Here is a 19,410-nt window from a genome sequence, read left to right as displayed (position 1 = left end):
ACTTATTGCTTGCCTTGTGATGAAATAGCCGGCTTGACTTCAGAATCCAGTGAAAAATCGCGGGGTGTTGCTGAGCGATGGAACAAAGCAACTACACTGGTGTGCAGCCAAACTGCACAGCCAGATTTTTTTTTAAAAAAAGCATGCCTACAAGTAAGAATGCGCTGTTGCGCTACGCAGTCATTGACGCTTGTCTCCGGCGCAAAGCGCACAGATGGACCTTTGAAAAGCTACGCCGCGAGGTGTCAACGGTGGTTGGCGAGCAATCAGGCGAAGGGGGGGACATCAGCATACGGACGCTTCGGGAAGATTTAAAGAACATGCGCAGTGGGGGCGCAACTGGGTACGATGCCCCTATAGCATGGGACGCTGAAAATGGCTATCATTACAGTGAAGAGGAGTACTCAATATTCAACAATCCGCTTACGATTGATGACTTGGTAGTATTGCAGCAGGCGTTAGGTGCTCTCGAACAACTGCAGGGACTAGGCATATCAGAGGAATTGCACGGTGTGGTACAACGCCTTGAAATGCGGCTCAGCTACCAAGACGGACTGAATGAGCGGGTAGTACTGCAGTTTGAGCAACCGGCAAATGTTCAGGGGCAGCAATGGCTCAGCCAATTGTACACGGCAATAAAGAATCAGCAAACACAGTGGCTAACCTATCAACCATTTCATGCTCCAGAAGCGCGACGCGAAGTCGTTCACTTACACCTATTGAAGCAATATAATGGGCGCTGGTTTGTGATAGGACAGCGGCATGGGCGGCTACCGGGAGCATCTGTCTTTGCCCTTGACCGAATACAGGGCGTCGCACCTAGCGAGGAGAGATATCAACAAAGTGAGGATGACCCTACCACCTTTTTTGCAAATCTTATCGGCATGTCAGTGCTTCCGCGGGCTGCACTACTGGACATCAAACTGCGTTTTTCAGCAAACCGCCTGCCCTACATCCTTACTAAGCCACTGCACTCATCTCAGCAGGTGGACATAGCTGAAGGTGAGGAGATTGTGCGATTAAAAGTGGTGCCAACGCGAGAATTAATAACACTGCTATTAGGGTATGGTGCTGATGTGGAGGTTATTGAGCCTGTGGAATTACGAAACCAGATACAAATGGAATTAGCGCGGGCTCTGGAAAACTACCAACTGACAACACGTTAAAACTCTTTCAGCAGAACTAACCCCCTAAGCACAAATGACCGTTGAAATCGGGCGAGGTCGTGAGCCACGAATGCCAGGCCACCAGCACCTTTCAACTCATCAAGAAACTGCTTTTGGTGGAGACGCAACTGGTCGCGGCCGGCTTTGACTTCGACGCCGATGAATAGGCCGTCGCGGTTGCGGAAGCCGATGATGTCGGGGACGCCTCGTATGCCCTGAGGGTTGACGCGCCAGCATTGGGCGTCGGGGTCGTATATGTAGGTGGTGTTTTGGCTCCAGACGGTGTAGCCTTGGGTGATGAGGTATTTTAAGATGGCCCCGGTGATTTCGCCGGCCGTCATGGTACCGAAATCAAGTGGGGTCTGCTGGTGCTCGGCGGCTATGGGCATAGGGCTGGAACGAAGTAACCGATGGCAACTAGGCGGGCTACCTCGTCAGGGTGAGTGGCGTACTCGGGACTGAAATTGGAGGCGTGGGTGCGGCGGCGGGCTTGCAGGGTGCGGACGCGGTAGAGGCTGCCGCAGCTAGCGCGGTAGTAAGCGGTATTGGAGTTATCGGGATTCATGAGCGGACGTAGTATTTGTCGGCCAGGGCCTGGTCTTCCTGGCGGTGGCGGGCGTTGATAGCAGCCTGGGCTTCGGGGCTAGCCTGCCAGGAGTTGCGGGGCTTGCGCTCGGTAGCCTGGCGAACCTCGGCGCGCTGCTGCTCGGCTTCCAGGGGGGTGATGAGGCCGCGGCGGGCTTTTTGGTTGGTGATGGTGAGCTTCTGGCGCAAGGCCTCGGCGTTGGGGTGGTCGGCGGGAATCTGCTGGGCCACATTTTCGAGCAGCTTGGGGGCCGCATCGCCGAGTAGCTTCACGTCGGCGGCTTGGGTACTAGCCCCGTTGGCTTTCTGGTCGAGGTGGCGGTTTTCGAGGTAGGCCGCCTTGCGGGTGAAATACTCGGCGATAAGCCGGTAGAGGGTGCTCACGTCGAGCGACTGGTAGAACTTGGTGCCATGGGTGCGGGCCTCTTTCAAAGCCAGAATGATGTCCTTCAGGCTGTCGTGGGTGTAGGTATGGGCCAGCGTGTCGGCCAGTTCCAGGATATCGGCCGCGTCGGGTTTGTCGGGCACGCGTAGCGAGTCCATAAAGGCCCGCAGCACGACTACCAGTAGCTTTACCAGCACGGTTTCGCCCAGGCGGTGGCGCAGTTGGAATAGCTTGGGCGCGGCGGCGGCCTGGGCTACGGTGAGGCCCACCGAAACCTCGGCCAGCAGGGCGCGGGCTTCGGGGTTGGGGGTGCTGGCCAACTCACGCATCGTACTTGGAGCGGTAGCCAGTTGAAGCAGGCCGTGTTCCGGGGTTGGGGCTGTGCTGGCCAGGCGGGTGCTGGTGGGTTCCGGGGGCGAGTTTAAGGCGGTTGTCAGCTGCATCATTGAGCATGAATTTTTTGGAGGTAGCGACCCAATCGCGGCGCAGGGGCGGCAGCCCGGTTTTTTTGTCGCGCCAGTTATCGATGAGCTGGTGGTAGTGGCGCAGGTCAGCCAGGGCGTAATCGGTGCCGGTGAAGGCCGCGGTAAAGGCCTCGAACTCGTAAAGCGCCGACTGTCGGAAAAGCACCTCGGGGAGCGGGGCACGCCGGAGCGGCTCGTTGGGGCCGGTGGAGGCTGCTGCGCGGATGGTGTCGACGCGTACCCCTTTTTTCTTTGGCGCAACTTTCTTTTTTGGGGCTGCGCCTGGGTCGTCGGCCGGTAAGTCGGGGTTGAAAACCTCCGCTTCTGAAAGCCCTTCGTCGGGGAGCGCCGCAGGCCCCTTCTTTTTTTTTGCAGTGGCGGCGTCGCCGTTTACTACTACACTGTTTAAGACTATTGTTTTACTTACTATAGTGTCTTGGGCCACTTCTGGCCCACATGGACCCTTCATCAGGACCACTTCTGACCTAAGTGCTTGGGCCACTTCTGGCTCCGATGCGGCAGTTTTATGTGGGCCAGAAGTGGCCTCGGTGCGGGGGGGCATCGGGGCTACTTCTGGCCCCGATGCAGCGGGGCTTGGTGGCACCATGTCGGGACCGGACAGGTCGCGCAGGAGGCAGCGGCTGTGGTCGTAGCGGGACTGGCTGGGGTGGTAGGAGAGCAGGTTCCAGGCGTCGAGGTCGCGCAGGGTAGCGCGGTAGGTGTGACGGCTGCCGATGCGGGCGGCCTGCATGGTGACGGCGTGGTCGAGGTCGAGGGCCGTGGGAAAGCGGGCGGCGTTCCACTGAAAAAACAGGGCCCAATACAGGCTGACGTGGTGCGGGGTGGCCCCAGCCTGGGCGCGTAGCCGCTCGTGAGCGGCGCGGGTGTGCTGCACATAATTCACGACGGCAGACTACTGGGGCCCACCTAGCTGCGCGGCGGCCGGCTGCTCGAACAAATCGAGCTGGCGGAAGTCGGTGCATTTACCGCGTAGGGCGGCTTCGACTTCGGTCAGGGCCTCCAGTAGCTCCGTCTCGAGCAGGGGCGCGTAGGGGTAGCTGCCCTGCTCGTCGTCGAAGCATTGGTAGGGCGTGGTGAGGTTGAGCACCCGGCCGCCGGTGAGCTCGCGCTGGCCGATGAGCGTGACGCCGCTTTGGTTGCGGCCCATCGAGAAGCCGGTGACGGTGAATTGCTCGAATAGGGCGGGCAGTTCTTCGGACTCGTCGGGCCAGTAGTCGGGGCCCTCGGTCAGCTGCTCGGTGAGCAGGCACAGGTGCGGGACCAGGCGGCTGAGGCGGTGGGGCAGGTCGGGGTGAACCTGCTCGGCACAGGTGAGTGCGAAGCTGCGCGGGGGGGCATCCTGGGTGCGCTGCTCGGTGAATTCGCACGTCAGGTGCTGGTCTTTGAGCTTGGCCTTCTGGATGCTGATGATGGACGTGGTGGCCTCGGGACTATCCGGGTCCGACCCGGCAGGGCCGACAATGGGAAGCAGCTGCGACATGGTTAGGGAAGAATTAGGCCGGCTTCGTGGTCGGCGATGAATTGAAAAAACAGGGCGGGAATCTGCGGAACTAGCGCGTTGCCGACGGCGCGGAGCGCGTGGCGGCGCCAGTGGCGCGGGTCAGGCGGCGGACCTGCTGCATCTCCGGTTCCGTCAGGTCGCACCAGGTGGGCGGGAAGCCCATCAGCTCGAGGACGAAGCGGGGGTTCAGATAGAGGCCAGCCGTTTCCGGGTTCTGCTGGGCCAGTGCTGCCGCCAGGCCCCGGAACTCGCTGGGGCGCTTCCGGCTCGTCCGTGATGGGTAGGCCTGGGGGTTGGCCGCGTCGTTGGCTATCGGGGTGGGCAGCAGCTTGAAATAGAGCGCCAGGGTCGGGCGCGGAGTGGCATTGGGGCTCGGACTGCGGTTGATGCGGCCGGTGCCGGCGTCGGTCGTCGTGGGCGTGGGCAATAATCCAGACCCGGTCGCGGCGGTGCGGGGCGTCGAGGGCGCAAGCCGGAATAACAACCGGCCAGACTTCGTAGCCTGCGGCTTCCAGGTCAGAAAGCACGCCGTCGAGGCCCATTGTGACGTGGCCAGCAACATTTTCACCAAGGAACCAGCCGGGCCGGCATTGGGCAACAAGGCGCAGCACTTCCGGCCAGAGCCAGCGGTCATCTGCCGCGCCTGCGCGGTGCCCGGCCAGGCTAACTGGCTGGCAAGGGTAGCCGGCGGAAATAATGTCGGGGCGGGGCGGGTGGTGGACATCGTAGATGGTGCCGTATTGATGGGCACTGGGGAAGTGGCGGCGGCTGACGGCGTTGCAAAACGGGTCCGTTTCGCAAGTCCAGATGGTGCGGATGCCGGCTTTGCGGGCAGCCAGCGCGAAGCCGCCGATGCCGTTGCAAAGGGCACCGTGGGTGAGGGCGTGAGACATTGGCTTACTGGCCCTGGCGGTGGTAGCGGCGAGGAAACTGCTCGATGACGGAGCGGTGGAAACCCCACTCCTTTTCGTTGCGGCGGATGCCTTTGAGGCGGCCCTCGCGGCGGGCGCGGCGGACAGCTTCGGGGGTAAGGCCGAGGGCTTCGGCGGCCTGGGGCACGGTCAGGATGTCGTCGGGCGCGGGCGCGGCAGCCAGGGCGGCGGCGTGCGCTTCCTCCAACTTGCTGACGGTGCTGAGCAAGGTGCGCCACTCGTTTTCGGGGACCAGAAGGGCTACCTGCATGGCGTTAGTCGGCGAGGGCTTTGGTACGGGCGACGATGTCAGCCCGGCGCTGCTTCTCGGCGGCTACCACCGTCAGGAAGGCTTCCGTAACTGCGGCGTGGCTGGAGCGGCCGTAGATGACGTTGAACACCGTGCTCACGGCCACGCTGACTCCTTCGGCGGCCAGTTGCGCTACCACGCGGCCGGCGATGCCGTTTCGAGGGCCCATGCGGTCGTAGAGGTCGCGCAAGGTGGGCTCCTTGTCAGAACTTATAGGGGATTTTGTCGTAAGGTCTTGCATACTCTTGGTAATTTGTTACATTTGTTTGTAAGAAGTGATGCTCTTCGTACAAACTAACGAATAAATCTTCCGAAAAGAGACAATAAATTACGAGAGGCATGGAAAATCCAACTGGCGTTAGTGACAGAATAAAGCAGATTCTGGCTCACTATCAATTGAATGCAAACCAAGCCAGCCAAAAACTGGGGCACACGAATGCCTCAAAAGTTTATAAGTTCTTGGCAGGTGACTTCAAGCCAGGGTATGATTCGCTGGTGGAATTGCTGGCAACCTTCCCCGAGATTTCCGGCGACTGGCTGCTGATGGGCCGCGGCCCGATGCTGCGGCCGGGCGTTGAGGCTCCTCACCTATCGGGAAACATCATGACGCCGAGGCCGACAATGCCCTACCGGGGCTTAACCAGCGGCCAAGTGCTGACTGTGACGGTAGACCGGACGGGTAAGGAAAACACGGTGTTTGTGCCCGTACAGGCACAGGCGGGCTATTCGCACTCCTTTAACCAGGAACAGTACGTGGGTGACCTGAAGCCTTTCCACATCCCGGGCTTCTCGGGCGCCCACCGGGCCTTTGAGGTAGCGGGCGACAGTATGTACCCGAGTTTCAAGCACCACGATATTGTAATTTGCTCTTTCGTGGACCGCTGGGACCAGCTGCGTCCTGATGAAAGTTACGTGCTGGTGACGGCCGAAAATGTGCTGCTGAAGCGGCTGGTAGCGCCTATCACGGACCGGCGGGGCACCATTGAACTTCACTCGGACAATACGGGGCAGTACCAGGTACACACCATGCCGGTAAGCGACTTGCTGGAGCTGTGGATGGTGCGGGGCATCGTCTGCACCAATGCACCTGGGCGGCCGGATAGTGCGCTGGTACGGCTTCGGGAAGCCATCGAGGAGATGGGCCACAACTACCTGGAAGTAATGCGTTTCCTGAACAACAGTGCGCGGGGCTCGGTGGAGCTGCGCGGGCCGATGTTGGAGGTTTCGTAGGAAGTGTTGGGTAGCAGAGTTGTAGTTTATGACAAAGGCTTGCTCCTACCCTACCTACAGGTGGAAATGTTGAAAGCAGCTTATGCAGCGGCTCGGAGCTTCGGTTTCGGGCCGCGCTTGTTACCGGGCACCGTGTAGCGGTTGGTAGGAATAAGGGCGGCAATGAGCTCGGTGCGCTTGTAGAGCACCCGCGAGCCCACCCGGTAGGCGACAAACTCGCCGCTCTGGGTGCGTTTGGCCAGCGTCTGGTAGCTGATGTGGAGCAGGTCGGCAGCCTCTTCGCGGCTAATTAGGCCATCGGGAGAGTCGCCGGTTCTACTGGCTGACGTTGCGGCTAGGCATTCGGAGACAGCATCGTGAATCAGCGTTTTTAATTCGCTCAGGGGGACCGGAAATAAAATATAGGGCTCGCTCATTTCGCTGGATTTTCAGGCGTTTTGAATAATTATATCCAAACTTAAGGCGTCGAAAATCATCAACAAAATCCTTGTTATCAGCTCTTTGTAATTACATGCACGCGGCTGGTAACGGCATATTATTAACGAAGCAGCTTGTGTAATTTAGACGAGTATAACACTATTCGTCAGTCAATTAGCGGAAGCAGAAAAAATAACGACTATTCACAAAAAAAGTGGTCCGTTGGAGCGGGCCACTTTCAGGGTATTATTGGTGGTATTTTATTATCCGGCCGGAGTATTTCGAAAAAAAGCGTGCGTCAGTAATTGCGTGGCGTTTTCTTCGGCGGTGATGCGGATGTACGACATGAAGGTTTGGGTTTTGGAATGGCCCGACAGCGCCATGATGGCCGGCAATGGGATATTAGCCAAGTAGGCATTGGTGCAAAAGGAGCGGCGGGCGGTATGCGTGGTGACCAGCTCCCACTTTTGCTTGACTGCTTTGCCGGTGGCAGTGCTTACTTCTACCGGGTCCGTAAAGCCGGCTTTCTGGGCCAGCTCCTTTAGCAGCCGGTTGGTGGCGGGGTTGCTGTAGGCTCTGGGCGGGTAGCCTTCGTTGCGGGAGAGGATGAGTTCGGCCAGCGGGTGCAGGGGGATGACGACAACCTTGTCGGTTTTCTGGGTGCGCACCTTCAGCACCTTCTGCCCTTCCTTGCCACTGACGGCGACTTTGGATAGCTGGGCCAGGTCGGAGAAACGCAGGCCGGTGAAGGCCCCAAATACGAAGATGTCGCGGACGTTGGCCAGGGAGGAGCCGACGGATAGTTCGAGGTGGGCCAGCGTGGTGAGTTCGGGGACGGTAAGGTAGATAGCTTCGGTTTCCTCCTTCTCAACCTTGAACCGCTTGCTCTTGTAATCGAGATTGGTGTGCAGCTTCCGTTCGACGGCTTCGGTCAGAAACGACTTGAGCGTCTTGATAATTTTGCCCACCGTGTTGGGGGTGTGGCCTTTCTTGGTGCTGAGGTAATCGGTGAATTTGTTGTAGAACTCCAGATTGATGGCCGTGAAATCGTAGCGCCGGCGGCTGTGCTTCTCAAAGTCGCGCAGGTGCTGGATGCTGGAGCGGTACACCTGCAGGGTGTTGGCGGCCCGGCTGCCGGCCAGTTCCTCGGTGAGGCGCTCGGCGAAATCGGCCAGCATAATAGGCCGGGCCGATAGACGCTCTGCTCCTAGCTCGATTTCCAGCTCGGCTTTCAGCGTCTCCGGGGTGATGGGCTCATCGAGGGTTTGCAAGCGGAGGAAGGCCTGGTTTACACCTGCGTGGATTTGGTTGAGTCGAAGGTTCAGGTCGGCGTTGTGGGGGTACTTCTTACCGGCGACGGCCCGCTGCTTCTCGGGCAGCCACTGCGCCGGCGGGATGCTTAGTTTGGTACTCATCTTCAACCGCTGCTGGTTGAAATTATAGAAGAGGTAGATGAGGGTGGACCCGGAAGCGCCGGGCTCTTTTAGTACAAATTTGGCTTCGGGCATTTTGTGAGGCGTTAAGAGTCCGGGGGACAGCAGAGGGGACAAATTTAACAAACCTTACGGTATTTCCCTAATTCTTATCATACCAAATAATGCCTTTTCAGCCCATTTAAGGCACTTTTTAAATGCAATGAGGTATGCTGAAATACCAGGATTTTAGTCCCGTCCAGACCGCCAGTTTGCTAGAAAGGCCATTTCCTCATCGGAAATGGCCTTTTTTTATTGCCCAAACATAAAAGGGTGGCATATGGCTGGGTACTTGAGCGTGGGCAGCGCCCCTTCGCGGCTAAAGCGGTCCAACCGCCAGAACACGACCCGGGCAAGCTTCTTCTGGTAGGCTTCGAGCTGCAGTTGCTTGAACTGGGCGCGGTCGAACTTACCACCCGACACCTCTTCGGTGAACACCTTATAAATGCTGCCGTGCTTCTCGGCAAACTCGCGTAACTGGTGAACCTGATTCCCCGGGTCCTGTCCCTTTTCTTTCGTCGATACACGGGCATAGATGGCTACTCTCATACCCAAAAATTACCCGTGCAACCTCGTAGATTTATTCTACCGTTAAATTGAACAAGTAACTGGCTTGCTGGGCTACGGAATGGTGGAATAGCCGCAAAACTTGTAGCCCTGCTTGGTTTTTACAAAAGCGAATGCTTTTTGCATTCCTTCCCCCTGTCCAGAAGGATAGGGCTCGATGTAGGTTAGGAGCACTTCGTCGACATGAGACGAGGCCGCTTGCGCGGGCAAAATCAAACAAGGTGCTACATACCCCGCTTTGTTGTGGTCGTTCGCTGCGAACCGCAGCTTGGCCGGATTCAGTAGACGCGACTTGGTTTTTGCGTCAAAAATCAGGGGACCGTCCTTGCGCCAGAAGGCATCGGCGGGGATAAAGCTAAAAGAATCGAACAGCTCGTCGTACCACGTATTGGGGTTTTGGTCCTTGTAGGTTTCGAAGGCCGTTTCTTCGGCTGCGGTATTCGTCACGCAATCGGTGCACTGAATGCACGCCGCCGACAATTGTCGCAGGGCGGGCAGGTCATTCGCTCGCACCGCTTGGGCAAATTGCGTCCACGCGCGGTGTAGTTCCGGGTTGAGTGTCGATTCGGCCGGTGGTCGCGTGCTCAACTTCTTGGGATGACCGGGGCCATTACCCAGCAGGACCATGACGACAGCGGGTAGTAAGTGGAGGGAGCGCAGCATCGAGCGAAAGTAGAACGGAGGGCTGTTAACGCCCCAATGCAAAAGCAATTGTTTTAAATGTATCCTCGGTTTCCTAAACTGCTACTTCGGCTCACTTGCGGAGAGGCTAAACTAGCCTAGCTGCCCAGTTGGAGTTTACGAAACTCAAATTAGAGATGAGTTTCGTAAACTCCGAGCCCTCCAATAAACGGTGCAAAAAAACGGCCCAGAAAACCTGCGTTTATGGCCGTTTATGCACTTGATAAGACCATCCAGAATGCGCCCGTCAGCTAAGGAGTTGGGGCTGTCGGCTTACGTAGCGTAGCGTGCCGCGCACAGTTGCAGCATCTCCACCGGGCGGGAAATTCGATTATTATTGAGTGTAAATGCTTCGATAACACTCAGCCTGACGTTCTTTTAGTATTCATTTCCAGACATACACTGCCCTACAATGAAATTAATCCGTTACGGCCAGCCTGGCTACGAGAAGCCGGGCGTCATCATCCAGGACCAGCAATTTGACGTTTCGGCCTTCGGCGAAGAGTATAATGAGGCATTTTTCGCCTCCAACGGCCTGCAGCGGCTCGCAGAATTCCTGCTGGCCAACGAAGGCCAACTAGCTCCCATCGCCACCGGCGAGCGCCTCGGGCCGCCGGTGGCTCGGCCCTCCAAAATCCTGTGCATCGGCCTGAACTACGCCGACCACGCCCGCGAAACCGGGGCCACGCCCCCACCCGAACCGGTGCTGTTCATGAAGTCGACCACGGCCTATGTGGGGCCGAACGACGACCTCATCATCCCCAAAAACTCGGTGAAAACCGACTGGGAAGTGGAGCTGGCCGTGGTTATCGGCAAGCGGGCTTCTTACGTGGAAGAGGCCGATGCGCACCAATATATCGCCGGCTACACGCTGCACAACGACGTGTCGGAGCGTGCGTTTCAGCTGGAGCGCAGCGGCACCTGGGACAAGGGCAAGGGCTGCGACACCTTTGCGCCCGTGGGCCCGTTTCTGGCTACGCCCGATGAAATCGGAGACGTAAACAACCTGCGCCTCTGGCTCTCGGTGAACGGCCGGATGATGCAGGACGGCACTACCGCCAACCTCATCTTCAAAATTCCTTTTCTGATTTCCTACCTCAGCCAGTTCATGACGCTTCTGCCCGGCGACATTATCTCGACCGGCACGCCCGCCGGCGTGGGCCTGGGCCTGAAGCCGCCCGTGTACCTCCAGCCCGGCGATGTAGTGGAGCTGGGCATCGACGGGTTGGGCACCTCCCGCCAGGAGGTGAAAGCCTATTCAGCAACCTCCTGAGCCACAACAAGCCTGGCTTATTGCGTTAAAATTGACCCTCCTGCTACCGCCCCATCCAGCCGCCGTCCACGGTGAGGATGGTGCCGTGCACGTAGTCGGAAGCAGCCGAGGCCAGAAATACGGTGGGGCCCTTGAAATCATCCGGGGTGCCCCAGCGGCCGGCCGGAATACGGCCCAGAATGGTCTGGCTACGCTCCTCGTCCTGGCGCAGGGCGGTGGTGTTGTCGGTGGCAATATAGCCGGGCGCGATGGCATTCACGTTCACCCCCCGGCCGGCCCACTCGTTGGCCAGCGCCTTCACCAGGCTGCCGATGGCGCCCTTGCTGGCCGCGTAGCCGGGCACGTTGATGCCGCCCTGGAAAGTGAGCAGGGAGGCCGTGAAGATGATTTTGCCACTCCCCTGCCGCAGCATCTGGCTGCCCACCGCGCGGGCCAGCCGGAACGGCACATCGAGGTTGATGGCCAGCACATCGTCCCAATCCTCGTCGGAATGCGCGGCGGCGGGGGCGCGGCGAATGGTGCCGGCATTGTTGATGAGAATGTCGATGCGCGGAAAATCCTGCTGCACCTGCGCGATGAAGGCATCGGTGGCGGCGCGCTGGCTGAAATCGGCTTGATAGGCGTGGAAATCGCGGCCCAGGGCTCGCACCAGGCGGCCAGTGTCGCCACCATCGGCCGCCAGCGTGGCCGATACGCCGATTATGTCGGCCCCGGCCTCGGCCAGCCCCAGGGCCATGGCCTGGCCAATGCCTTTGTTACAGCCGGTTACCAGCGCAATTTTACCGGTCAGGCGGAAGGCGGAATCGATGCTCATGCGGAGGAGAATGGGGGGCTGAAAAACGCGACTGCCCAAAAGTAACGCCGCTCGCCCGGGGCTCGCTTCCACACGCTACCGGGCATGGTCGGTGCTTATGCTACACGCATGAGCAGCGCGAACATATTCAGCCGCTCTAACAATGCGCTTTCAATAGCTCAATCTGCTGCAAATCAGAAAGCTGAAGCACTGCGACCCGAAAAATAATTGCACCTTGCCGCCGTTTTCACCGGTCGGTTCGCACGGCCAAGCCACTTCCTCAACCATGAAGAAAACGCTTTTTAAGGGTGCATTAGGCCTGCTGATGGCGCTGAGTAGCACGGCACCAGCTGCGGCCCAAAGCCAACCGGCGGTCAGCCACGTCGCGCTCTACGTCTTCGACCTGCAGAAAAGCGTGGATTTCTACGGCAAAGTGCTCGAATTGCAGCAGATTCCGGAGCCGTTCAAGGACGGCCGGCACGTCTGGTTTCGGATGGGGCCGCACAGCCAGCTGCACATCATTCAGGGCGCGGCCAAAGTGGAGCCGCACGATAAAAACATGCACCTGGCTTTCAGCGTGAAAGACCTGAAAAAATTCACCGCTCACCTCGACCAGCTCGCCACCACCTACGGCAGCTGGGCCGGGCTCGCCAAAGAATCGACGGCCCGGCCCGATGGGGTGAAGCAGGTGTATTTGCAGGACCCGGATAATTACTGGGTGGAGGTGAACGACGACCCGTTTTAGAATATAAATTGACCGTCATGCAGAGCGCGGCGAAGCATCTTTACCGCTCAACGCAATCAATTACTATTGCGGTAAAGATGCTTCGCTGCGCTCTGCATGACGGCTTTCCGCCCGCTTGCCCCGCTCCTACCAGCCCGGCCGGTAGGTGCGCTTCACAAACTGGTTGGCGTCCTCGAAGTTGGTGACGCGCAGCTGCTGCGGGTCCCATAGCAGCTCAATGCCGCGGCCGGGGTAGTCGAAGCCCGCGCCGGTGGTTTTTGGGCGCTGAATATCGTAGCCGCGAATGGCGAGGTTGGCCATGAGCAGGGCTTCGGTGAGCGGGCCGGCCAGCTCGAAGGGCGAGCTGACGGCCTTGTTGCCGTAGCCGGCCAGGCAGGCCTCCACCCACTGGGCGTAGTGGCCGTTGGCCCCGTCGGGCACGCGGGCCAGGGTGGGTTTTACGTGCACTTCGTTGGTGCGGGAGGTGGGCAAGGCGTGGGTCGGCGGCGTAGGTGCTGGCCATCATTTTGCCTTTTTTGCCAATGAACAGGATGCCGTTGCCGCCGTCGCCGAACTTCTCGTTGGGGCCTAATTCCTCGGGGCGCTCGGGCTGAATGCCGCCGTCCATCCAGTGCATCGTGACCTCGTGCTTGGTCTTATTGGTTTTGGGAAACGTGAGCGTGACGTGGCTGGAGGGCGGGCAGCTGTCGGGGAAATAGCCGCGCTTAAACTCATCCACATACACGCTGCCCACGCTGGCCTGCACCGCCGTGGCATAGCCCAGATTCAGCACCCGGAACGGCGCTTCCATCAGGTGGCAGCCCATGTCGCCGAGCGCGCCGGTGCCGTACTCCCACCACCCGCGCCAGTTGAAGGGCACCAGCTTATCGACGTAGGGCCGCTGGGGCGCGGTGCCCAGCCACAGGTCCCAGTCCAGCTCTTTGGGCACGCCGGACGCCGGCGCGGGCCAGGGAATGCCTTGCGGCCATACCGGCCGGTCGGTCCAGCAATACACGGTGTGCACCTCGCCGATGAGGCGGGCATCGTACCATTCCTGAAGCTGGCGCACGCCGTCGCCGGATGCGCCCTGGTTGCCCATCTGGGTCACCACTTTGTAGCGTTTGGCGGCCTCGGTGAGGGCGCGGGCTTCGTAGATATCGTGGGTGAGGGGCTTTTGCACGTAGACGTGCTTGCCCAGCTGCATGGCGGCCAGGGTAATCACGGCGTGGTTGTGGTCGGGCGTGGCCACCGATACGGCATCGAAATTCTTGCCCTCCTTATCGAGCAGCTGCCGCCAGTCCTTATAGTACCTGGCCTGCGGAAATGCCTGCACCGAGCGGGCGGCGCGGCGGTCGTCCACGTCGCATAGATAGCCGATGCGGACTTTGCCGGTTTTGGCGAAGGCGGCCAGGTCGCTTTCGCCCTTGCCGCCCACGCCCACGCCAGCCACCACCAGCTGGTCGCTGGGCGCGGTGTAGCCCCGGCCGCCCAGCACGAAGCGCGGCACAATCATGAACACGGCCGCAGCGGCGGCCCCCTGCTTCAGGAACTCGCGCCGCGATGGCGCTTCGGGCGGGTTGCTCAGCGGCAATTCAGGAAGTTTGCTCATGGGTAGTTAGTGGAATTGTTGAGCCAGGAAAGAAAGTCAAAAGTCAACCGGCGAAACGGCATAAACATTTGACAATAAATTATTTGCGATATCCAAAACCCTTATTAGTCAGCAGGCAGCGCAGCAGGTTGATTAGCAAGGTAAGTGCGTGCACACTCATCAGTAACAATATTATGTAAATTATTGGCCACGTTGTGGTTGGGCGGCAACAAATTATTTTATATTTGCTTGCAACGCGTGGCCCATACTGCTTGCCAGCCCATGCCCTGCCCTGACGGCTCAATTGATTCCTTTCTCAAATTCCACATCACTTGTTAGCGTAACATGGAAAAAAATACATATGACGCCATCGTCATCGGGTCGGGTATCTCGGGGGGCTGGGCGGCGAAGGAATTGACCGAGAAAGGCCTCAAAACCATTATGTTGGAGCGGGGCCGCAACGTGGAGCACATCAAGGACTACGTGAACGCCAACAAGGCCCCGTGGGAATACGAGCATCGCGGCGGCAAAACCCAGGAGATGATTGCCAACTACCCGGTGCTGAAGCGCGACTACACCCTAAACGAAACCAACCTGAGCTACTGGGCCAGCGACAAGGACAGCCCCTACGTGGAAATTAAGCCCTTCGACTGGTTCCGGGGCTACCAGGTGGGCGGCCGCTCGCTGATGTGGGGCCGGCAGTCGTACCGCCTGAGCGACTTCGACTTTGAGGCCAACGCCAAGGACGGCATTGCCGTGGACTGGCCCGTGCGCTACAAGGAAATGGCTCCGTGGTACAGCTACGTGGAGAAATTTGCCGGCATCAGCGGCTCCAAAGAGGGGCTGCCGCAGCTGCCCGACGGCGAGTTTATGCCGCCCATGGAGATGAACGTGGTGGAAAAGGACGTGGCCGCCCGCATCAAGAAGAACTACGCGCACCGGCGCATGGTCATCGGCCGCACGGCCAACATCACGATGCCGCACCACAACCGCGTGAACTGCCAGTACCGCAACAAATGCTGGCTGGGCTGCCCGTTCGGGTCGTATTTCAGCACGCAGTCGGCCACGCTGCCGGCGGCCGTGGCCACCGGCAACCTCACGCTGCGCCCGTTTTCCATCGTCACCCGCATTCTCTACGACAAGGACACCAAGCGGGCCAAGGGCGTGGAAGTGCTTGATGCCGAAACCAACCAGACCATCGAATATTTTGCTAAGGTCATCTTCCTCAATGCGTCCACGCTCAATTCAACCTGGATACTGATGAACTCGGCCACCGACGTGTGGCCCGGCGGCCTGGGCAGCAGCAGCGGCGAGCTGGGCCACAACCTGATGGACCACCACTTCCGGGCCGGCGCGCACGGCGACGTAGAGGGTTTCGAGGACAAATACGTGTATGGCCGCCGCGCCAACGGCATTTACATCCCGCGCTTCCGCAACCTCTTCGGCGATAAGCGCGACTACATTCGCGGCTTTGGCTACCAGGGCAGTGCCGGGCGCGAGGGCTGGAGCCGCGACATCCCGGAAATGAGCATCGGCGGCGACTTCAAGGACGCCCTCACCGAGCCCGGCAAGTGGACGATGGGCATCACCGGCTTCGGCGAAACCCTGCCCTACCACGACAACCAGGTAACCATCGACAAAACCAAAAAGGATAAGTGGGGCCTGCCCGTGCTGGCCTTCGATGCCAGCATTCGCGACAACGAGCAGAAAATGCGCATCGACATGATGCAGGACGGGCTGGAAATGCTGGAAAAAGCGGGCCTGAAGAACGTAAGGACTTATAATAACGGCTACACGCTGGGCGGCGGCATCCACGAGATGGGCACTGCCCGCATGGGCCGCGACCCCAAAACATCGGTGCTCAATGGCCACAACCAAGTGTGGGACGCCCCCAACGTGTACGTGACCGATGGCGCGGCCATGACCTCGGCCGCCTGCCAGAACCCCTCGCTCACCTACATGGCCCTCACGGCCCGCGCCGTAGACCACGCCGTGAGCGAGCTCAAAAAGCAAAACATCTAACCGCCCCCCATCATGAACAGAAGAGACGCCCTCGCCCGCGTGGCCATCATCATGGGTGGCACCGTTATCGGCGCTGACTTTTTCCTGACCAGCTGCTCCTCGCCCGCTAAAAAGGACGAGAAAACCGCCGCTGGCGATACGCCGGTGGCCAAAGAAGCGAAGCCGTTTCTGGATGCCAACCAAGTGGGCCTGCTCGATGAAGTGGGCGAAACCATTCTGCCCGCCACCCAGACGCCGGGGGCCAAAGCCGCCCAGGTGGGCAGCTTTATGAGCGTGATGGTGCGCGACTGCTACACGCCCGCCGACCAGAAAACCTTCCTCAACGGCCTCACCAAAATCGACCAGGACTGCAAGGCGAAGACCGGCAAAGGCTTCCTCGCCTGCGACCCCGCCCAGCGCACCACCTTCCTCACTTCGCTCGATGCCGAGCAGAAAGCCTTCACCCAAAACAAGCAGAAAGACGACCCCGCCCACTACTTCCGCATGATGAAGGAGCTTACGCTGCTGGGCTTCTTCACCTCGGAAGTAGGCGCGACGAAGGCCCTGCGCTACCTACCCATCCCCGGCCGCTACGACGGCAACGTGCCCTATAAAAAGGGCGACCGGGCCTGGGCCACTACCTGAGACGACCCGCTCGCGGGGAAACCTCGCCCCTGCCGGGGCCGTGCCCGGCAGGGGCGAGGTTTTGGCGTCAGGCGAAGCGCTAAAGATGCTTCGCTGCGCTCTGCATGACGTTCTATTTCTCATTCGAATTCCTTTCTCACGCAACCTTCCTGCCCATGACGCCTGCCATCCGCTTTAAGCTGTCCCTGATGATGTTCCTGGAGTTCTTCATCTGGGGGGCCTGGTTTGTGACGTTGGGCACCTACCTGCTGCAGAACCTGCACACCACGGGCACGCAGGTGGGCAGCGCGTTTCTCACGCAGTCGGTGGGGGCCATCGTGGCCCCGTTCATCATCGGGCTGATTGCCGACCGGTACTTTTCGGCCCAGAAAATCCTGGGCGTGCTGCACCTGACGGGCGCGGTGCTGCTGTGGCTGGCATCGCGGGCGGGCGACTTTTCAGCCTTCTACCCCTACGTGCTCATGTACATGATTGTGTACATGCCCACGCTGGCGCTGGTGAACTCCATCTCATTCAGGCAGATGCAGAATCCGCAGAAGGAATTTGCCAACATCCGGGTGCTGGGCACGCTGGGCTGGATTATCGCCGGCATCACCATCGGCTGGCTGAACTGGGAGCAGCGCGGCAACCTCGGCCTTACGTTTCAGATGGCAGCTGGGGCCTCGGCCCTGCTGGGGGTGTTCAGCTTCACGCTGCCGCCCACGCCGCCCATCAAAAAGGCCGGCCCCGCCACCATGGGCGAGATAATGGGCCTGGAAGCCATCGGGCTGCTGAAGAACCGCTCGTACCTGATTTTCTTCCTGTCGTCGGTGGCCATCTGCATTCCACTATCGTTTTACTACGGCTTCACCAACCCGTTTCTGAATGAAACGGGCATGAAATCGGCCGCCGGGGTTCAGAGCCTCGGGCAGGTTTCGGAAGTGCTGTTTATGCTGCTGATTCCGGTGTTTTTTGTGCGACTGGGCGTAAAGAAGATGCTGGCCATCGGCATGTTGGCCTGGGTGGTGCGGTACATCTTTTTTGCCTACGGCAACGGCGATTCGGCCTACTGGATGCTGATTGCGGGCATTGTGCTGCACGGCATCTGCTACGACTTCTTCTTCGTAACGGGCCAGATTTACACCGACAATCTCGCTGGCGAGCAGTCGAAAAGCGCGGCGCAGGGCTTCATCACTCTGGCCACCTACGGGGTGGGCATGCTCATCGGCTCCCTGCTGTCGGGGCAGATTGTGGACGCCCACAAAACCACCGGCGACCTGCACGACTGGCACACCATCTGGCTGATTCCGGCCGGCATTGCGGCCGTGGTGCTGGCCGTGTTTGTGCTGCTTTTTAAAGACCAGAATGCGCCCGTGCCAGCGGAGGTAATTGACTACGCCGAGGCCAATGCGCGGCTGGAGGTGTAGAGACGCATCTTTGCGTCTCGTCTTTGAACGGCTTGCGGCAGCGCTGTTCAACGGTTCCGTTCAACGATGAGACGCAAAAATGCGTCTCTACTTCTCGCACTACACTTTTCCCATGAAACTACGACTGGGCATGATTGGCGGCGGACAGGGCGCATTCATCGGCGGCATCCACCGCATGGCCGCCGCCCTCGATGGCCTGTATGAGCTCACGGCTGGCGCGTTCAGCAGCGACGCGGAGAAGTCGCGGGCCACGGGCGTACTCCTGAACCTGGCCCCCGGCCGCGTGTATGCCTCCTTTGAGGAAATGATTACGCAGGAAAAACTGCGGCCCGAAGCCGAGCGGGTGCAGGTTATATCTATCGTTACGCCCAACCACCTACATTTTGCGCCGGCCAAAATGGCGCTGCAAAACGGCTTCCACGTCATCCTCGATAAGCCGATGACTTTCTCGCTGGCCGAGGCGAAACAGCTAAAGGAAATTGCCACCGCCAGCGGCCGTAAACTCTGCCTCACCCACACCTACACCGGCTACCCGATGGTGAAGGAAGCCCGCCAGCTCATTGCTAATAATATCTTTGGCCCCATCCGCAAGGCCTACGTGGAGTATCCGCAGGGCTGGCTCAGCGCCTTCGAGGAAGGCACCGATAACAAGCAGGCAGCCTGGCGCACCGACCCCGCCCGCAGCGGCATTGCCGGGGCCATGGGCGACATCGGCACCCACGCGTTCAACCTGTTGGAATACGTGACCGGCCTTCAGGTCGAGAGGCTTTGCGCCGACATCAACACTGTGGTGCCGGGCCGGCGGCTCGATGATGACGGCGCGGTGCTGCTCCGGCTGACGGGTGGCGCAAGCGGCGTGCTGGTGGCCACGCAGGTGGCGGCCGGCGAAGAAAACAACGTCCGCATTCGGGCCTACGGCGACAAGGGCGGGCTGGAATGGCAGCAGGCCGACGCTAACACGCTGCAAGTGAAGTGGCTGGACAAACCCACGGAAATACACCGCGCCGGCACGGGCTACGTTAGCTCTTTTGCGCAGCACAACAGCCGCACCCCCGCCGGCCACCCCGAGGGCTACCTCGAAGCCTTCGCCAACATCTACCGCAATTTTGCCCTGACTTTGCAAGCGGAAATGGCTGGCCAAACGGCCTCGTCCGAAGCCCTGGACTTTCCAGGGTTGGAAGAAGGCATCCGGGGCATGGCCTTTATTGAAAACGTTATTGCCTCGGGCCAGGCCGATACCAAATGGACCGAATTTACCGTGTGACCTACC

The 19,410-nt window shown here is 59.6% G+C and carries 21 protein-coding genes and 1 pseudogene; 8 read left to right on the top strand and 14 right to left on the bottom strand.

Going from position 1 to position 19,410, the window contains the following annotated elements:
- The first annotated feature begins 77 nt into the window (after positions 1-77).
- A complete protein-coding gene (locus tag HBN54_RS10285) occupies positions 78-1,166 on the top strand; it encodes a helix-turn-helix transcriptional regulator (RefSeq protein WP_210428018.1) in 1,089 nt (362 codons plus the stop codon).
- Here the strand turns inward: HBN54_RS10285 and HBN54_RS10280 are convergent.
- From HBN54_RS10280 to HBN54_RS10245, 8 genes are read right to left on the bottom strand one after another with little or no spacing between them, the layout of a single operon-like run.
- Entirely contained in the window at positions 1,163-1,555 is a 393-nt protein-coding gene (locus HBN54_RS10280; RefSeq protein WP_168673110.1) for a VRR-NUC domain-containing protein, read from the bottom strand. The genes HBN54_RS10285 and HBN54_RS10280 overlap by 4 nt on opposite strands.
- Positions 1,546-1,731: a hypothetical protein gene (locus HBN54_RS10275; protein ID WP_168673109.1), complete on the bottom strand. Its 186-nt coding sequence runs from the start codon at positions 1,729-1,731 to the stop codon at positions 1,546-1,548. Before HBN54_RS10275 ends, HBN54_RS10280 begins: the two co-directional genes overlap by 10 nt.
- A complete protein-coding gene (locus HBN54_RS10270) occupies positions 1,728-2,465 on the bottom strand; it encodes a hypothetical protein (protein WP_168673108.1) in 738 nt (245 codons plus the stop codon). Before HBN54_RS10270 ends, HBN54_RS10275 begins: the two co-directional genes overlap by 4 nt.
- Entirely contained in the window at positions 2,458-3,504 is a 1,047-nt protein-coding gene (locus tag HBN54_RS10265) for a hypothetical protein (RefSeq protein ID WP_168673107.1), read from the bottom strand. Before HBN54_RS10265 ends, HBN54_RS10270 begins: the two co-directional genes overlap by 8 nt.
- Before the next feature lie 9 nt (positions 3,505-3,513).
- Complete coding sequence (locus HBN54_RS10260) at positions 3,514-4,101, bottom strand: hypothetical protein (protein ID WP_168673106.1); 588 nt, start codon at positions 4,099-4,101, stop codon at positions 3,514-3,516.
- Positions 4,102-4,103: 2 nt separating this feature from the next.
- Positions 4,104-5,015 carry a DNA cytosine methyltransferase gene (locus HBN54_RS10255; protein WP_168673105.1) on the bottom strand — a complete coding sequence of 304 codons (912 nt, stop codon included), beginning with the start codon at positions 5,013-5,015 and terminating at the stop codon, positions 4,104-4,106.
- Positions 5,016-5,019: 4 nt separating this feature from the next.
- Entirely contained in the window at positions 5,020-5,304 is a 285-nt protein-coding gene (locus HBN54_RS10250; protein WP_168673104.1) for a helix-turn-helix domain-containing protein, read from the bottom strand.
- Positions 5,305-5,308: 4 nt separating this feature from the next.
- Complete coding sequence (locus HBN54_RS10245; RefSeq protein WP_168673103.1) at positions 5,309-5,584, bottom strand: hypothetical protein; 276 nt, start codon at positions 5,582-5,584, stop codon at positions 5,309-5,311.
- 218 nt (positions 5,585-5,802) lie between these two features.
- Between HBN54_RS10245 and HBN54_RS10240 the strand changes: the two genes are divergently transcribed.
- The gene (locus HBN54_RS10240; RefSeq protein ID WP_168673102.1) at positions 5,803-6,573 is read left to right on the top strand and encodes a S24 family peptidase; all 771 of its coding nucleotides are present in this window, start codon (positions 5,803-5,805) and stop codon (positions 6,571-6,573) included.
- Positions 6,574-6,653: 80 nt separating this feature from the next.
- Here HBN54_RS10240 and HBN54_RS10235 read toward each other — a convergent pair whose 3' ends face one another.
- The 4 genes from HBN54_RS10235 to HBN54_RS10220 form a co-directional block, all read right to left on the bottom strand.
- Positions 6,654-6,989, bottom strand: coding sequence for a helix-turn-helix domain-containing protein (locus tag HBN54_RS10235; RefSeq protein WP_168673101.1), 336 nt, complete (start codon positions 6,987-6,989; stop codon positions 6,654-6,656).
- A gap of 264 nt (positions 6,990-7,253) precedes the next feature.
- Positions 7,254-8,498 carry a site-specific integrase gene (locus tag HBN54_RS10230; protein WP_168673100.1) on the bottom strand — a complete coding sequence of 415 codons (1,245 nt, stop codon included), beginning with the start codon at positions 8,496-8,498 and terminating at the stop codon, positions 7,254-7,256.
- 216 nt (positions 8,499-8,714) lie between these two features.
- Positions 8,715-9,011: a recombinase family protein gene (locus HBN54_RS10225; RefSeq protein WP_168673099.1), complete on the bottom strand. Its 297-nt coding sequence runs from the start codon at positions 9,009-9,011 to the stop codon at positions 8,715-8,717.
- Positions 9,012-9,083: 72 nt separating this feature from the next.
- The gene (locus HBN54_RS10220; RefSeq protein ID WP_168673098.1) at positions 9,084-9,692 is read right to left on the bottom strand and encodes a hypothetical protein; all 609 of its coding nucleotides are present in this window, start codon (positions 9,690-9,692) and stop codon (positions 9,084-9,086) included.
- A 430-nt stretch (positions 9,693-10,122) separates the two neighbouring features.
- Here HBN54_RS10220 and HBN54_RS10215 point away from each other — a divergent pair, with 430 nt between their 5' ends.
- Entirely contained in the window at positions 10,123-10,983 is an 861-nt protein-coding gene (locus tag HBN54_RS10215) for a fumarylacetoacetate hydrolase family protein (RefSeq protein WP_168673097.1), read from the top strand.
- 43 nt (positions 10,984-11,026) lie between these two features.
- Here the strand turns inward: HBN54_RS10215 and kduD are convergent, their stop codons facing one another.
- On the bottom strand, positions 11,027-11,797 hold the full coding sequence (kduD, locus tag HBN54_RS10210; RefSeq protein ID WP_210428017.1) for a 2-dehydro-3-deoxy-D-gluconate 5-dehydrogenase KduD: 771 nt from the start codon (positions 11,795-11,797) through the stop codon (positions 11,027-11,029).
- A gap of 265 nt (positions 11,798-12,062) precedes the next feature.
- Here kduD and HBN54_RS10205 point away from each other — a divergent pair, with 265 nt between their 5' ends.
- Positions 12,063-12,521, top strand: a complete 459-nt coding sequence (locus HBN54_RS10205) for a VOC family protein (RefSeq protein WP_210428016.1) — start codon at positions 12,063-12,065, stop codon at positions 12,519-12,521.
- Between the two features lie 126 nt (positions 12,522-12,647).
- Here the strand turns inward: HBN54_RS10205 and HBN54_RS10200 are convergent.
- Positions 12,648-14,109 (bottom strand): annotated as a pseudogene (locus HBN54_RS10200) (Gfo/Idh/MocA family protein).
- Between the two features lie 324 nt (positions 14,110-14,433).
- Between HBN54_RS10200 and HBN54_RS10195 the strand changes: the two are divergent.
- From HBN54_RS10195 to HBN54_RS10180, 4 genes are all read left to right on the top strand, one after another.
- The gene (locus HBN54_RS10195; protein ID WP_168673096.1) at positions 14,434-16,110 is read left to right on the top strand and encodes a GMC oxidoreductase; all 1,677 of its coding nucleotides are present in this window, start codon (positions 14,434-14,436) and stop codon (positions 16,108-16,110) included.
- 12 nt (positions 16,111-16,122) lie between these two features.
- Positions 16,123-16,734, top strand: a complete 612-nt coding sequence (locus HBN54_RS10190; protein WP_168673095.1) for a gluconate 2-dehydrogenase subunit 3 family protein — start codon at positions 16,123-16,125, stop codon at positions 16,732-16,734.
- A 155-nt stretch (positions 16,735-16,889) separates the two neighbouring features.
- Entirely contained in the window at positions 16,890-18,140 is a 1,251-nt protein-coding gene (locus HBN54_RS10185; RefSeq protein ID WP_168673094.1) for a nucleoside permease, read from the top strand.
- A 112-nt stretch (positions 18,141-18,252) separates the two neighbouring features.
- Positions 18,253-19,404, top strand: coding sequence for a Gfo/Idh/MocA family protein (locus tag HBN54_RS10180; RefSeq protein WP_210428015.1), 1,152 nt, complete (start codon positions 18,253-18,255; stop codon positions 19,402-19,404).
- Positions 19,405-19,410 lie beyond the last annotated feature (6 nt).

This window comes from Hymenobacter artigasi (genome assembly GCF_012275535.1).
Taxonomy (GTDB): domain Bacteria; phylum Bacteroidota; class Bacteroidia; order Cytophagales; family Hymenobacteraceae; genus Hymenobacter; species Hymenobacter artigasi.
The sequence above is the reverse complement of the archived record's forward strand: the minus strand, read 5'-3'. Positions and strand labels throughout refer to the sequence as shown.